The sequence below is a fragment of the Mesorhizobium sp. M0678 genome (genome assembly GCF_040320505.1).
GTDB lineage: Bacteria > Pseudomonadota > Alphaproteobacteria > Rhizobiales > Rhizobiaceae > Mesorhizobium.
Window position 1 is genome coordinate 321,454 of the sequence record NZ_JAMYPT010000003.1, and the last position, 14,191, is coordinate 335,644.

General features: G+C 59.3%; 15 protein-coding genes. 9 read left to right on the top strand and 6 right to left on the bottom strand.

Annotated elements, in window-relative coordinates; translation table 11 throughout:
• Positions 1–8 precede the first annotated feature (8 nt).
• The 3 genes from NKI29_RS08050 to NKI29_RS08060 are packed head-to-tail and all read left to right on the top strand — an operon-like array spanning position 9 to position 2,518.
• Positions 9–779, top strand: a complete 771-nt coding sequence (locus tag NKI29_RS08050; RefSeq protein WP_352795810.1) for a glutamine amidotransferase — start codon at positions 9–11, stop codon at positions 777–779.
• Positions 780–782: 3 nt separating this feature from the next.
• The gene (locus tag NKI29_RS08055) at positions 783–1,691 is read left to right on the top strand and encodes a ribokinase (RefSeq protein ID WP_352795812.1); all 909 of its coding nucleotides are present in this window, start codon (positions 783–785) and stop codon (positions 1,689–1,691) included.
• Entirely contained in the window at positions 1,688–2,518 is an 831-nt protein-coding gene (locus NKI29_RS08060; RefSeq protein WP_352474307.1) for a BtpA/SgcQ family protein, read from the top strand. Before NKI29_RS08055 ends, NKI29_RS08060 begins: the two co-directional genes overlap by 4 nt.
• Before the next feature lie 37 nt (positions 2,519–2,555).
• Here the strand turns inward: NKI29_RS08060 and NKI29_RS08065 are convergent, their stop codons facing one another.
• The 4 genes from NKI29_RS08065 to NKI29_RS08080 all read right to left on the bottom strand — a co-directional run bounded on the left by NKI29_RS08065 (position 2,556) and on the right by NKI29_RS08080 (position 4,680).
• Complete coding sequence (locus NKI29_RS08065) at positions 2,556–2,936, bottom strand: type II toxin-antitoxin system VapC family toxin (RefSeq protein WP_352795813.1); 381 nt, start codon at positions 2,934–2,936, stop codon at positions 2,556–2,558.
• Positions 2,933–3,163, bottom strand: a complete 231-nt coding sequence (locus NKI29_RS08070) for a type II toxin-antitoxin system Phd/YefM family antitoxin (protein ID WP_352795976.1) — start codon at positions 3,161–3,163, stop codon at positions 2,933–2,935. Before NKI29_RS08070 ends, NKI29_RS08065 begins: the two co-directional genes overlap by 4 nt.
• 400 nt (positions 3,164–3,563) lie before the next feature.
• Positions 3,564–3,851 carry a hypothetical protein gene (locus NKI29_RS08075; RefSeq protein WP_023679221.1) on the bottom strand — a complete coding sequence of 96 codons (288 nt, stop codon included), beginning with the start codon at positions 3,849–3,851 and terminating at the stop codon, positions 3,564–3,566.
• Positions 3,852–4,215: 364 nt separating this feature from the next.
• The gene (locus NKI29_RS08080) at positions 4,216–4,680 is read right to left on the bottom strand and encodes a hypothetical protein (protein WP_352795814.1); all 465 of its coding nucleotides are present in this window, start codon (positions 4,678–4,680) and stop codon (positions 4,216–4,218) included.
• Positions 4,681–4,916: 236 nt separating this feature from the next.
• Between NKI29_RS08080 and NKI29_RS08085 the strand changes: the two genes are divergently transcribed.
• The gene (locus tag NKI29_RS08085) at positions 4,917–5,309 is read left to right on the top strand and encodes a hypothetical protein (protein ID WP_031212493.1); all 393 of its coding nucleotides are present in this window, start codon (positions 4,917–4,919) and stop codon (positions 5,307–5,309) included.
• Positions 5,310–5,366: 57 nt separating this feature from the next.
• Here the strand turns inward: NKI29_RS08085 and NKI29_RS08090 are convergent, their stop codons facing one another.
• Complete coding sequence (locus NKI29_RS08090; protein ID WP_051406215.1) at positions 5,367–6,908, bottom strand: caspase family protein; 1,542 nt, start codon at positions 6,906–6,908, stop codon at positions 5,367–5,369.
• A gap of 209 nt (positions 6,909–7,117) precedes the next feature.
• Between NKI29_RS08090 and NKI29_RS08095 the strand changes: the two genes are divergently transcribed.
• The 3 genes from NKI29_RS08095 (at position 7,118) to NKI29_RS08105 (ending at position 10,771) form a co-directional block, all read left to right on the top strand.
• Positions 7,118–9,067 (top strand): CHASE2 domain-containing protein, encoded by a 1,950-nt coding sequence (locus tag NKI29_RS08095; protein WP_352795815.1) that lies wholly within the window; start codon positions 7,118–7,120, stop codon positions 9,065–9,067.
• Between the two features lie 26 nt (positions 9,068–9,093).
• Positions 9,094–9,852, top strand: a complete 759-nt coding sequence (locus NKI29_RS08100; protein WP_352795816.1) for a hypothetical protein — start codon at positions 9,094–9,096, stop codon at positions 9,850–9,852.
• Between the two features lie 457 nt (positions 9,853–10,309).
• A complete protein-coding gene (locus tag NKI29_RS08105) occupies positions 10,310–10,771 on the top strand; it encodes a phasin (protein WP_023679215.1) in 462 nt (153 codons plus the stop codon).
• On the opposite strand, the gene NKI29_RS08110 is transcribed toward NKI29_RS08105, so the two are convergent.
• Positions 10,768–11,085 (bottom strand): hypothetical protein, encoded by a 318-nt coding sequence (locus tag NKI29_RS08110; protein ID WP_023679214.1) that lies wholly within the window; start codon positions 11,083–11,085, stop codon positions 10,768–10,770. The genes NKI29_RS08105 and NKI29_RS08110 overlap by 4 nt on opposite strands.
• Positions 11,086–11,452: 367 nt before the next feature.
• Between NKI29_RS08110 and NKI29_RS08115 the strand changes: the two genes are divergently transcribed.
• Together NKI29_RS08115 and NKI29_RS08120 are read left to right on the top strand one after the other, a co-directional pair.
• The gene (locus NKI29_RS08115) at positions 11,453–12,592 is read left to right on the top strand and encodes an FIST N-terminal domain-containing protein (protein ID WP_352725906.1); all 1,140 of its coding nucleotides are present in this window, start codon (positions 11,453–11,455) and stop codon (positions 12,590–12,592) included.
• A gap of 10 nt (positions 12,593–12,602) precedes the next feature.
• Positions 12,603–13,943: an ATP-binding response regulator gene (locus NKI29_RS08120; RefSeq protein ID WP_352725904.1), complete on the top strand. Its 1,341-nt coding sequence runs from the start codon at positions 12,603–12,605 to the stop codon at positions 13,941–13,943.
• The last annotated feature ends 248 nt before the right edge of the window (positions 13,944–14,191 follow it).

Genomic DNA, 14,191 nt, shown 5'->3' on the forward strand with positions numbered 1-14,191 from the left:
GAGTTCAAATGTCCAAGAAGAAGATCCTGCTTGCCGGCGAATCCTGGGTGTCGACCGCGACCCATATCAAGGGTTTCGACCAGTTTCCGACCGTTACCTACCACACTGGCGCAGACGAGTTGCTGGGCGCGCTGAAGGCGACCGACTTCGACGTCACGTTCATGCCGGCGCATGAGGCGCAGCGCGGCTTTCCACAGACCATGGAGGCGCTGTCGGCCTATGACGCGGTCGTGCTCTCCGACATCGGCGCCAACACGCTGCTGCTGCATCCCGACACCTGGGTCCACTCCAAGCCGACGCCGAACCGCCTGCGCCTGCTCCGCGATTACGTCAGCGGCGGCGGCGGTCTATTGATGTTCGGCGGTTACTACAGCTTCCAGGGCATCAATGGCGGCGCGCGCTACCACAAGACCCCGGTCGAGGACGTGCTGCCGGTGAACTGCCTGGCCTACGACGACCGCGTCGAGGTTCCCGAAGGTTTTGCGCCCGTGCCGAAACCAGGGTCGAGCCATCCCATCCTCAGGGGCCTCGGCTCGGACTGGCCGATCCTGCTCGGTTTTAACGAGGTGACGCTGAAGGATGGGGCCGAGGTCCTGGCCAGCGTGTCGTCGGACTATGGCTCGCTGCCGCTGCTTGTCACCGGCCATTACGGCAAGGGCCGCACCGTGGCCTGGACATCCGATGTCGGGCCACATTGGCTGCCGCCGCAATTCATCGCCTGGCCAGGCTACAAGACCCTGTTCGAACAGATGCTGGGCTGGGCGACCGGTGAGAGCTGAGCCATGCATGTCCACGTCGTCGGCAATGCCTGCGTCGATACCGTGTTTCGCGTCGGCCGCTTCCCTGCCGCGGGCGAGACTTTGAATGCCGTGAGCCATGCCGACGGGCTCGGCGGCAAGGGCGCCAACCAGGCAGTCGCAGCAGCACGGACTGGTGCAGAGGTGACGTTCTGGACGGCGCTCGGCAAGGACCCCGCTGGCGCGTGGATGAGGAGCCGCCTCGACAGCGAGCTGTCAGACCTTGAGGTGAGCGAATTCGAGCTGCCGAGCGACCGCTCGACCATCGTCGTCGATAAAGGCGGAGAGAATTTCATCGTCAGCGGCGTCGCCTGCAGCGAAGCCTTCGATCCGGTGGCGCAAACAGCACTTGTCCGCTGGATCGCTCCCGGCGACATCCTCGTCTGCCAGGGAAATTTGCGGACTGCCGTGACCAATGCCTGCCTCAGAGCAGCAAAGGGAAACGGTGCGCGCACCGTTCTCAACGCCAGCCCGATCGACACGGCCTCGCTGCCCGATCTCGGCCTGGCGGAGGTTCTGGTGGTCAACCAATCCGAAGCGCAAATCTTGACCGGCCGGGATGACATGACAGCAGCCGCTGGCGCGCTGGCGGCCAAAGGCGCCGGCACCGTCGTCATCACCCTCGGCGCCGCAGGCTGTATCGTGCTTGGCACGGACCGGACGGAACCGCTTCGCTTGCCCGCGCCGCGAGTCGAAGCGCTCGACACCAGCGGCGCGGGCGATGTGTTCTGCGGCTGTCTGGCCGGTGGGCTTGCCCGGGGCATGCCGGTCATCTCGGCGCTGAAGCTGGCGCTCGCCGCCGCCGCAATCGCCGTGACACGGCCGGGCACGCTGGCATCCTGTCCTTCCGCCTCCGAGATGGCGGCGCTCATCGATCAAATGGAGCTCTCATGACCCAGCTCGGCCAATCTGGCGGCGACGCGCTCGTGGACCTTTTCGGCCGCACCAAGGTGGTGATCGGCGTCGTTCATCTGGCGCCGCTGCCCGGCGCGCCGCGCTATGACGGCGAGGCTATCGAGGCGATCTACCAGCGCGGGCTCGACGACGCCAAGGCCTATCTCGACGGCGGCTGCGACGGCGTCATCGTCGAGAACCATGGCGACATCCCCTTCGCCAAGCCTGATGATATCGGCCCGGAGACGGCGGCCTACATGGCGGTGGTTTCCGACCGCATCCGCCGCGAACTCGGCAGGCCGATCGGCATCAATGTGCTGGCCAATGCCGCGATCCCGGCCTTGGCGATCGCCAGCGCAGCCGGCGCCGGCTTCGTCCGAGTCAATCAATGGGCAAATGCCTACGTCGCAAATGAGGGCTTTGTCGAAGGCGAATCGGGCCGCGCGGCACGCTACCGCGCCAGGCTGCGCGCCAACGGCATCCGCATTTTCGCCGATGCCCATGTCAAGCACGGCGCACACGCCATCGTCGCCGACCGCCCGGTGGAGGAACTGGTCAAGGACCTGGTCTTCTTCGACGCCGACGCCATCATCGCCACTGGCCAGCGCACCGGCCACGCCGCGGATTTGGGTTACATAAGTATGATCAAGCAGGCCGCCGGCCTGCCGACGCTGGTCGGCAGCGGTGTCACGCCGGACAATGCCAAGGATATCCTCGCCATTGTCGACGGGGTCATCATCGCCAGCGCGCTGAAGCACGACGGCGTCTGGTGGAACCAAGTCGACTCTGCTCGAGTAAAGGCTTTCATGGGTGGTCTGAAGCGATAACTGGACTACCCTACCGAGGGGCTTGGGGTCCGCTTGATCAGAGACGACGGACGGGCCCAGGATACTGCGCGACCAGATCGTCGACGGTCAGCAAAGTAATGCCTTCCACAATCGCAATGAGGATCCGATCGAAGGGGTCCTTGTGGATGGGTGGAAGCCCGTCCACTGCAATGGCATGCTCGCCGGTGATTGGCAGCTTATCATAGCCATTGTCTATCAGGCCCCGACGTAAAAGACGCGCATCGACCCTGAAGTCAGGGCGGCCCAGACCGCGTTTAAAGGCAATCTCCAAGAGACTTGCGGCGCTGAACGTCAAGTGGTTATACGCATTCTCGATCTCAGCGAGGGCTGCGGGCGGAAGCTTTTCGGGTTCGCCCGCCGCCCAGAGCAGAAGATGGGTATCGAGAAGAAGTTTCATGCATGGCCGCCAAACAGCTTCTCGATTTCGTCATCGGCCATGCGATCAAAATCGTCCGGAACTGAAAACCGCCCGGCCATAAACCCCACCCGACGCATTTCGCCGGCCGCAGGTGCGTCTATGGCAACGACCTTGACCATCGGCTTGCCGGATTTGGCGATAATGAAGGATTCGCCTTTGGCCGCCCTGTCGACAAGACGAGACAGATGCGTCTTGGCCTCGTGGATATTGACGGGTGCGCATTGCGGGCCTCTGACTTAGTCCATGCAACTTAGTCTACACGGGCCCGATTTTTTCAAGCGTGTTTCAGTCAGTGAAGGTGATGGATGCCGGATGCGGCTGATCCTTTCGGATCGGCCGCAGGGCACGACTTCAACAAAGACGCGTAATCGATTGTCTGAACTGCATGTTTGTTGGGACTACATCTCACCTGATGTTGGCCGAACCTGTTGGTCCGCCATACGAGGTCGGAGTTCACAGGAGCGATTTTTGCCGAGCAGATGCTCTACGTCGTACTAGGGGCCGAAAGCGAAACGTCCGCTTTTAGGGCGCTGCACCACGGCGGCGACGAGCCCTACACTGTACCAAAGGCGATCGACGCGACGGCGCCAAGGGCCTTGCCGGACTCTATGTTCCCTTCACGATTCTCGGTTTAGTCGGTCGGCGGGATTGAGCCGCGCTCTCGAGGGCCAAGGCCAACCGCTTCTCGTCTTCGATGGCGCGATCGACTGCCTCAATTTCCTCTTGGAGCACCTTCAGCTCGGCTCCGTAGCTGGAGCCGTCGCTGTCCCCGATCTGAAAGCCACTTGCCCGCATTGCGTCGCGAGTATGGTGCACGTTACGGACTCCTTCGCGTCGAGTCGCGACCAAGATTTCCCTAAACTCTCCAAGACGTTCAACGTGATTGCGAGCCATTGCGTTCTCCTATTTCGTCGTCATCGTCGCCGACGGCGATTCAGAACGGCTAAAACCTACGGAGATACTCTCGACAAAGCATGAGTGCGGAAGCTCAAATTTGAATGTCTTGCAATAGCGTGAAGCGCAGTAGGCGGAAATTGGCTTCGACCCGATCGATCTCAGACCAAATGCTAGACACTTTCGGCCGAGCGCGTCTGCGGCTCTCCCAACGGGGCCATCCGCTCATGTAATCAGTAAAAAGTCGAGTGCGAGAATGACCCGGGCCATGGACGTCCCGCCATTCTGGAAAGCGCGTTGAGTAATGCTCCTCGACAAACAATCATGCTGGCACACTGGCGTCGAAGGTCCGAGGCGAGGCCGGCTAATTCGTGCCGTGATCGCTGGAGGTATCACTCCTCTCTGAATCCTGCAGTGAGGCGTGGCGAAATCCGAACTCGCCCCGTAGATGCTTGACGTGGGCTTTCACCCCGGCCTGACCCATGGTCGCCGGCCGCTTTATGCCCTTCGGCGGTGGCCCGGCGTGCTCTTGGACACGCTTCCACAGCCGTTCGCGCATCTCCTGGTTCAAGGTGATGAAGGCCGAACCGGCATATTTTCCGGTACCGGGCTTCGCCAGCAAGGCGAATGCCGCCTTGCCCGGCTCGCGCTCGACGCCCAATAGTTCGTATTCCTGGACTGTGAAGCTCTTCGTCTTCAGCCAATTCGTCGTCGGGCCGCTTCGATACGGGCTGTCGGCGCGCTTCGAGACGATGCCCTCAAGGCCCGCTTGGTCGGCAAGATAGGCGGCGGTAAGTGCAATGAGGCTCGCAATCCAAACACCGCACATCACACGCTCGGGCGGCCTGCGCATTGTAAACACTGAGAACGCGTTGGCTTAAGCGCAAATCCTAGGGAACATGCTAGAATGTGCGGCTTCGCTCAACTTGAGCAAATGTCCCCAACGACATCTAGGACGCGCTGATTTCCGCTTCTTGAAAGCTTGTTATCATGATAATTTTCAGTCTCCTCGCTTAAGAATATATAGACATGTCAGTCAAACCGGCGGGGGATGGGGAGGATAGGATGAAACTGTTATCGCTTGTTGTCGCAGCTACGTTTTCACTTGCTATGTCCGCTTGGGCCGAGGATCTACCAAGTAGCGCGAAGAAAGCATCGATGGAAGAATTTAAGACTTTTGCTAATGGGAAAAAGGTAAATGTAATTATATACGACGCTGGAGCTGCCATAACTGCCACCCTTGTCTGGAACTGGAAGAAAAAACAGATCATTGGCGAAGCTTTGGTGAACAACAAAACTAAGATAAAGGTCAAAGTTCCCTTGACTTTCGACGGTGACAAGGCCTGTTCACAAGACCAAGGTAAACCAGTTTGTCATCTTATCTACATTGACAACGACAAATTTTACGAGGTGCGCGACGACGGCAAAGTCCACGCGACTTCGACGTTGGTTCAATGAGACGGACCACGTCCGAATGGTTTGGTCGGCGTTTGCACGGACCCGCAAATGCCGGCCCTATTCAGTACGCTTGTCAAGTCTTACGACACCTGCACACTCGCCTCCGACTCGAGAAAACTCACCGCTGCCTTTCGCACCTTGAAGCCTGCCGATGATATGGTTTTGCCTTGGCGCACCATCGTCATCGACGAAACTTAAATAGATGTCGAATGCCCCGTCGGCGGTGATTGTTCCGGCCAAAGGCACCATCGCGGAAATTTCCGTTCCATCGATAAAGATTGTCGTTGACTGTTCAGTGTAATCGCAGGCGGAATTACCTGCGCGCCGCGTCAGTGCCCACGCGCCATCAAAAGCCTTTACCTTGACCGGAGCGCAGACACGTTCTGGGATATTCTTGATTGCGCGCAACACCTCTTTCGTCGGCTCCAGGCTGGCAAGCTTCAATCCCCGCTGCTCGGCAAAGGCTTGAAGAGCTTTCCGACTTCCCGGTCCCCATTTGCCGTCTGCCTGTCCGACAAGGCAGCCGACTCGCGTTAGCTCTGTTTGCGTTGCCTTTGTCAACGCGCGCGGATCAGCCAAAGCTTGCGTCACATCTAAATCAGGATGAGCTTCTGCAACCTCCACGCCCTCGATGGAAATCGAGGGGGCTTTGCCACGATCTGTTGCTGCCTGTTCGATCTCGTCGATCTTCAAGCTGGCTAACGCCGCAAAGGCGCCGCTTGGATACTGTCTGAGATAGGCCTCAAAGAAGCGCTTGTCCGTTTTTTCCTTGATGGTCTCCCAATAGGCGACTTCTACGTCCCCTCCTTTCGCACCCGCCGTGACAGCAGTGTTTCCGGACAACGGTTGCAAAATGACGTCGCCCGTCAGCGAGGAGTTGTCCCATGGCACTTGCTTGCCGTCGGTTGCTTCAAGCACATCCCTACGGACGTTGATGAGGTCGCGGGAGATGTCCTGGCCAGGCGTACCAAGATTCTTCAGCAGCGCAGATGTGAACGGCGAGTTCCTTCCCTCGCCGTCCAGCGCAACGTTCCCGGGCTGCGTTGCAAAGGCTATGAGCGATCCAACGCCCGTGCCTAGCTTTGCCAAGCCCCGACCGACCGACCCTGATCGCGTACCCATCGAGCGCCCAAGGTTCTGTGAGAAAGGACTGTCCCGGCAAGCATCCAAAAATACCAGGTTGACCTTCGTGGTTCGCTCCATGGCCGACAAGACGAGGTCCATGGGCACGGCTTCGAAGTCGAGGTCGTTATATGTGGATAGCCGCGCATCAACGGGAGCCATGTAGTTGGTGCCGTTCACCTGGACGCCATGGCCGGCATAGAAGAGAAGCGCCATGTCGGCACCATCCAGCTTGCCGATGAAATCTCGAACCGTGCCGCGCATCCCGCTTAGATCGAGGTCCTCGCCTGCAACCACCTCAAAGCCCAACGCCTGCAGTTTTGCGGTCATATCCACCGCATCATTTTTTGGATTGGAAAGTGGAACCGCGTATCTATAGGCAGAATTACCGATGACGAGCGCGACGCGCCGTTCTGCCCACGCTTGGGCGCTCAGCGAAACTAGAAGAAGCGCAATGGCGAAGCGAAGCGCCATCATGGCTGTATATCCTTAGTCTCAGCTCATGCAGCGGATTCACCAGTCGATGGACAGGATAAAACCGGAGCAGTCTTGCGAGACTGAGCCCGGTGCTTCGCAGTGTCAAGTCCAGCGGATCTAGCGAAGGGCCCACCGCTAGCCCACAGTTCGTCAGCGGTCTATGCTGTGTAGATTCACGCCGATAGACACCGAAACGAATTGCACGCAGCTTGGCCGTCTTCACGCCGATCGGAATGGTTCAAAAAGGGCGCCTTCTCGCGTCGCTCGGATTCTTTTTCATTCTGGGCGCCTGCATTGCCACATTCTCTCCCTCAGGCGAGAAACTGCTGCGCGACGTCTTGATGACGACCATCTCGCCCTTCGTCGCGCCCCCGACAGACATCGTGATCGTAACGATCACAGAGCAGACATTGGAAAGGTTTCCCTATAGATCGCCGCTGGATAGGGGTGCCTTGGCCGACCTTGTGCAGAGAATCGATAAGGCTCATCCGAGAACAATAGGCATTGACTTGCTTTTCGATCAGCCAACCGAGGCAGAAAAGGATCGGCGCCTAGCTGAGGTTATCGAGGCGGCCGAAAGTCCGGTAATTGTCGCATCTGCATCACACGACGACGACCTTACCGACAAGCAACTGTCGTATCTTAGTCGCTTCGCGCCAAGCGCCATCCGCGGACTGGCCGCCCTGTCTCATGATAGGGTCGACGCGGTTGTGCGGGAAGAATTTCCAGGGCGCGTGGTGAATGGCAACTGGCAACCTAGCTTTGCATCAGCGCTCGCGCAGACCGCCGGCATATCGGCATCGCAAGCTGCGGAGAAGATGGTCTACTATCGGGCTACAGGCATTCATCCGGCACGATGGACAATATATCCGGCACACGCCGCCGCTTTCGCGCCCCCGGCCTGGTTCGCCGGGAAGTTCGTTTTGATCGGCGTCGACCTCCCGCTGCAGGATCGTCATGCAACCCCCTTTGCCGTGCTGAACGGCTCTGTTGCCGGAGCGCTGCCGGGTGTCGTTATTCATGCCAATGCGCTGGCGAGATTGATCAAGGGCGACAAAATCATTACGCCAGGGGCGGTGGCGGCGTTTGGGCCCTTCGTTCTCGCGACGGCGCTCTGCATCTGGGTCGCTTGGCTCCGCATATCAGTGCTGGTGAAACCTATGGTCATCATCGGCGCAGTCGTTTCGGTTTTGATCTTAGAAGCAACCGCGTTTGCCAAGGCCGGGATTCTGTTACCAATGGTCGCGCCGTCGATGCTGCTGCTAGGGCTCTCCGGATTCGTCGCAATTCTGGCATGGCACCGGGACTCGAAAGAAAGGCGTTTCGTCCAGAACGCGTTCTCTCAGTATCTCAGCCCGGCAGTCGTGGCAGAGCTAGTCAGCAAGCCGGCGTCACTGCGCCTCGGCGGATCCGAACGCTTGATAACGTGCGTGTTCACCGACCTTGAGGGGTTCACCAGTTTGGGCGAACGGACGGAACCAGAGGTATTTGCTGCGGTTCTGAATGAATACCTCGATGCGGTTTGTGGTCTCTTCATTGAACATGGAGCCACGATAGACAAACTGATAGGCGATGGAGTCATTGGTTTTTTTGGTGCACCGGGTGTGCAGGAGGACCAAGCCGAAAGGGCCCTAAAACTAACGCTCGCTACCGTCGCGATGTCTCGAAGATTTCGGACAGATGTAAAGTCTAGAGGCCACGACGTTGGCGTCACTCGTATCGGCGTCCATCGAGGACCTGCAGTTGTCGGAAATTTTGGGGGCAATCGATTCTTCAACTACACGGCCATGGGCGATACGGTGAACACCGCTGCCAGGCTCGAAGGCGCGAACAAGTTTCTAGGTACCATGAACTGCATCAGCGAGGAGGTGGCGAACTCTTCCGATGACTACCTGCTTCGGCCATCCGGTGTGTTGTGTCTGAAAGGCAAGACTGAGTGGATCTCAGCCTTCGAGTTGCTGGAGGACGGGCGTATGAATCGCGAGATGGTGGAGGCTTACTCGCAAGCTTATTTGCTGATGTCCGCGCGTGACAAGACTGCCGCTGCTGCCTTTGCATCGCTGGCCATTCAATATCCCAACGATGGCCTCGTTGCTTATCACCTTGGAAGACTGAAGCAGGGTGAGGCTGGCGATAGGATCTATCTTGAAGGCAAGTAAAACAAGCGTATGGTTGAACGTGCGTCATGTATCGGCAACCCAAAATCATTTTCCTACTGGCTGCGGCCATCGCAGCAGTTGGTTCTTGCTCGAGCGCTCTTGCGGCCAGCGAGTATGTCGTTGTCGCTGTCGATCCTCCCGCGGACAGCCCTCAGCTCGGCAAACTGTTCAGACTGGGCGACCTCGTGCATATCGAGGGTGGATCGACTGTCACTTTGATGGGTGACGATGGCTCGGTCACTGCGTTGCCGGGACCTGCGGATGTTGTGGTGACTGACGACGCATCGGGTTCTGGATCAACCTCTAACGGGGCGGCGGGCGCTTCTTCGAGTTTGACTGCGATTTCGGATCTATTGGGGAATGCCGCTGGTCAGCTCCAAACCATAGGTGGGTCTCGTGGCGTTTCCGACACGACGGCCGCCACCTTGGAACCTTGGATGGTGCCGGTCGAAAATCGTCTGACAGGCTGCGTTTATGACCTCAAACTGGAGCTTTGGCGCCCACCGGGGCACAGGGCGGATGTTTCGGTTGCCTATAATGAAGAGTCGCTGGCGACAAGCTTGGTCTGGGACAAGGACACCCCAATTTTGGCAATTCCCGGAAACGTGCCACCGGATCTTCGATCCGTTGAGTTGGTGATCGACGATGAGTCGGTTCGAATGCCTATCGTGCATTTGCCCACCGGCCTCAGCCCGTTGGATCATGTGGGACTGTATGCCTGGATGATAGAAAGCGGTTGTCTTCTTCAGGCATCCGCACTGATCCGGAACTTGGCTAACCGATAGACCACCAGGGGTGGTCACTTCACGGCGCACTGGAAGCGGTAGAGGCGCGCCTTCGCGTCAACCACCGCCATATCGAGGCAACTTCTCGATGGCGCGCTAAGGAAAGCGATCGCCTTGTGCCCAGCGGGTACGCCGACTGAAAGTTTGCGGCGCACGAATTTAACGCTTTCGTTGACGTAGACTTGGACGGTTGCCGAATAGCGGCTGAAGTAGATACCCAGGTGGCAAAACGTCGTGCTCTGTTGCGAGGCTATGCTGGATCAGGTGGTCCGTCCAGAAGAGTTCTTCCTGCAGAACCGGCGATCTCGAGATGCCACCGACCCTCCGCATGCCCCCTCGGAACGCTGGAAGAGGGATGGTGCGTCGCACAAAAATATTGCAATGCACTATAAATGCCGTAACGTCAGTTTCGTAAATGAACGAGACGGCTTTTGTGAAAGGCCGTCCACCGGAAAGGATGGAAACTATGGCCAAGACCGCTGACACCGTTGAAAATACCTCATTCCCCACCTTCGAAGCGTCGAAGGCTGCCGACCAGGTCCGCGCTGTCGCCGAAAAGGGCGTCGAGCAGTCGAAAGAAGCCTATGCGAAATTTGCGTCAGGCACCGAGACGACCCAGAAGGCTCTGCAGTCGAGCTTCGAAACCGCCAAGACCGTCGGCAACGAGTTGTCGCTGAAGACAATTGCTGCTCTGCGCGCCAATGCCGAAGCCGGCTTCTCGCACCTCGAAGCCCTGGTTGCCGTGAAGTCGCCGTCCGAGTTCATCGAACTCCAGACTGCCTTCTTGCGCACACAGCTCGAAAAGACCGTCGAGCAGGCCAAGGAATTTCAGGCCGTGACGACCAAGGCTGCCGAAGATGTATCGAGGCCGATCAAGGATGTCGTTGAAAAGGCGATGAAAGATCTCAAAGTCGCCTAATTGAGCCTAAGCGATCGGAAATAACCGCGAAACAACACCTTCTCCAGCCGGTCTTTTTCCTTTTGGCTGGATGCTCTTTGGTGCCTGCGTTGCCATGGCGGTGCGGGCATAGCTCTCTCGGCTGCGATCATCCGCACAATCTGACGGCGGCGAGCGACGAGCCCGGCCAGGGCCTCGGCTTCGGTGCCGCGCAACGGGCACTTGCCGCTTGCTCGACCCAACGAAGGCAGCGTTACAGCAGCATCGGTGGTGTCGGTCCTGGCCCGCTTGCCGAGCGCATTGGCGTAGGCTGTCACCTGCCCCGGATTGACCACGACAACCGCCAGGCTAGACTGGCACCCTGTCCAAAGCGGCAACCGCTAAGCGCGATATCCTGCCCCATTCTTGGCACGTCGAGCCTGCCAGCCGTGATCCGTGGACATTCGCCTGCGGCAAATTCAGCTGGGCCTTCGTTGCACGGATGGCGGTGCGATGCGGCCTTTCGTCTGTGAGTGGCTGCGCGGACGCCGTCAAACGGCAGAAACTTCAAATCCATCATGTTGGCTCATTGCCAAAGCACCGCTTCAAGACAACAATGACCTCGACGCCGGCGCGCCAGACGCGCACAAAAAAAGGCGTCGGAGGAAATGGAGGAGGAAGCCGCTGGCCAAGTCACGGACGCGCTATGCATGCGGCCTTTCGGTGCTCACGACCGACGAATCTGACGCGGATGCGTTCGCCCGGGCGGTGGCAGCGGAAGCAGCGGCCATTGACGCCGGGTTTGCCCTCCTGTTTTTCTCGCAGAGCCTCATAGAGGCCGTCGCCCTGTCGGAAGCGCTGAAGACCCACGCGCCGGCGCTCCACTATGCCGGCTGCTCGACGGCCGGTGAGATAACGCCCAAAGGGCTGGAGGAAGGCCAGATCCTGGCTATGCTGCTTCCCTCCGCATCGTTTTCGGCAGCCAGCACCATGGTCGAAAATCTGTCCTCATCGGGCATGGACGGGATTACCGGCGAAGTCGAGGCGCTGAGGCGTTCGTTACACGAGCGCCTCGGGCACGAGCGAGCCGACACCACTTTCGCGCTCTGCTTGATCGACGGCCTGTCTTATGCCGAAGAAGCGGTGACCTCCGCCATCCATTGGGGGCTCGACGACATCCCACTGATCGGCGGGTCGGCTGGCGATGATTTGAAATTCGAGACAACGCGGCTGATCTCGAACGGCAAAGTGACCTCCGACAGCGCCATCATCGTGCTGATCACCACGGAAATTCCTTTCCACGTGTTCAAGACCGACAATTTCGTTCCCACCGAAGAGAAGCTGGTGGTGACGGCATCCGATCCCGACCACCGCATCGTGCGCGAATTCAACGCCACCATTGCCGCCGAGGAATATGCCGCCTCGGTCGGCGTCGTCGCGCAGATGCTGACGCCACTGAGTTTTGCCTCGCACCCGGTGGTGGTGAAAGTCGGCGGCGAATTTTACTGCCGTTCAATCCAGAAGATGCATGCGGACGGCTCGCTGTCGTTCTTCTGCGCCATCGACGATGGTGTCGTGCTTGCCGTCGCCCAGCCTAAGGACATGGTCGAGGCGACCCGCGCCGCTCTCAGCGACGTCAGCAAAAGGCTTGGCGGCATCGACCTGATCCTCGGTTTCGACTGCGTGCTGCGCCGGCTCGACGCGCGCAACCGCCAAGTCTATCGCGAGATTTCGGAACTCTACAAGGTCAACAACGTCCTCGGCTTCGGCACCTATGGCGAACAGTACCGTTCGATGCATCTGAACCAGACCTTCACCGGCATCGCCTTCGGTGAACGCAATGCGGCCGAAGCGGCGGAGTAGGAAATCCGGGATGCCGCTCAGGAACATCGACGACCTGGAAAAGCTGAAGAAGATCAACGCCGCGCTGATCAGCCGCGTAGAGCGTTCCATGGACCAGCAAGGCAATGCGTTTTCGCTGTTCCAGACCGCCATTTCGCTCGAGAGCCGGGTGCGCAGCCGCACCGAAGAGCTGCATTCGACCTTGCGCCGGCTGGAGCAGTCGAACATCGACTTGAACGCGGCCAAGGAAAACGCCGAGCTGGCGAACCTATCCAAGACCAGGTTCCTGGCGGCCGCCAGCCATGACGTGCTGCAGCCGCTGAACGCCGCGCATCTGTCGGTCTCGGCGCTTGCCGAAGTACAGACCAGCGAGGAAGGCAGAAACCTGGTCCGCCAGGTCGAGCGATCGCTGGAGACGATGGAGGACCTGCTCCGCACTTTGCTCGACATTTCCAAGCTCGATGCCGGCGTCGTGCAGCCCGACATCACCGATGTCAGCCTGGAGACGCTGTTTTCGTCTCTGCGCTCGGATTTTCAGCCGGTTGCGGAGATGAAGGGGCTGACGCTGAAGTTCCGGCCGGTCAATGCGCTCGTTCGTTCGGACCGAACCTTGCTGCGCCGCATCCTGCAGAACATCCTGTCCAATGCACTGCGCTATACCCGTTCGGGCGGCGTGTTGGTCGGCACCAGACATCGCGGCGACACGATCCGCATCGACGTCGCCGATACCGGCTGCGGCATCCCCGACGACCAGCGCGAGGCGGTGTTCGAGGAATTCCATCGCGGCGTGATCCCGACGGATGCCGGGCTTGCCGCCGGCGGGCTGGGGTTGGGGCTGGCCATCGTGCGCCGCATCGCCGCGGCCCTCGGCCATCCCGTCACGTTTTCGTCGAAGGTCGGACATGGCACGATTTTCCATATCGACGTTCCGGTCGGGATCGGCGACACGGCCGATCCAATCGCCAGCACCGTCGACATGGAGCGGCCGCGCGGCTACGGTCTGTTCGGCACAAGGGTGCTGCTGGTCGAGAACGACATCGACGTGCTGCAGGCGATGACCTCCCTGCTCGAGCGCTGGCAATGCCTGGTGCGCCCCGCCACCTCGACCGGTGACGCGCTCGATTTGCTTGGCGATACCGACTGGTTGCCAGATATTGTCATAGCCGACCAGCATCTCGACGGCGGCGACCTCGGCACCACCACAATCGCCGAGGTCCGTGATTATCTCGGTCGCGCCGTGCCGGCGCTCATCGTCACCGCCGACGGCTCGGAAAGTGTCGCCAAGGCCGCCCGCGCCGCCGGCATCGAGCTGATGCGCAAGCCGCTGAAGCCGGCCCAACTGAGGGCGCTGCTGGCACATCTGCTGGCTTGAACTGGTCGTATCTTCCCAGCATACGGGTCACCGTATTCCAGCCATTACTTGTGCCTAGGCGGTAATTCATATGAAGCAGATTCACTTCTTCGCGCTAAAGGGCAATCAACCACTGAATCGGCTTCTAACGGTCGATCATTTCTTGTCACTGGCCACGCTGTGCCCATTGAGGTGAGGCCGATAAAAACACCTTCCGGCATCCGGTATTCGCTAGATCAGCTTAGCAATCCGGACACAGTAACTTTTTC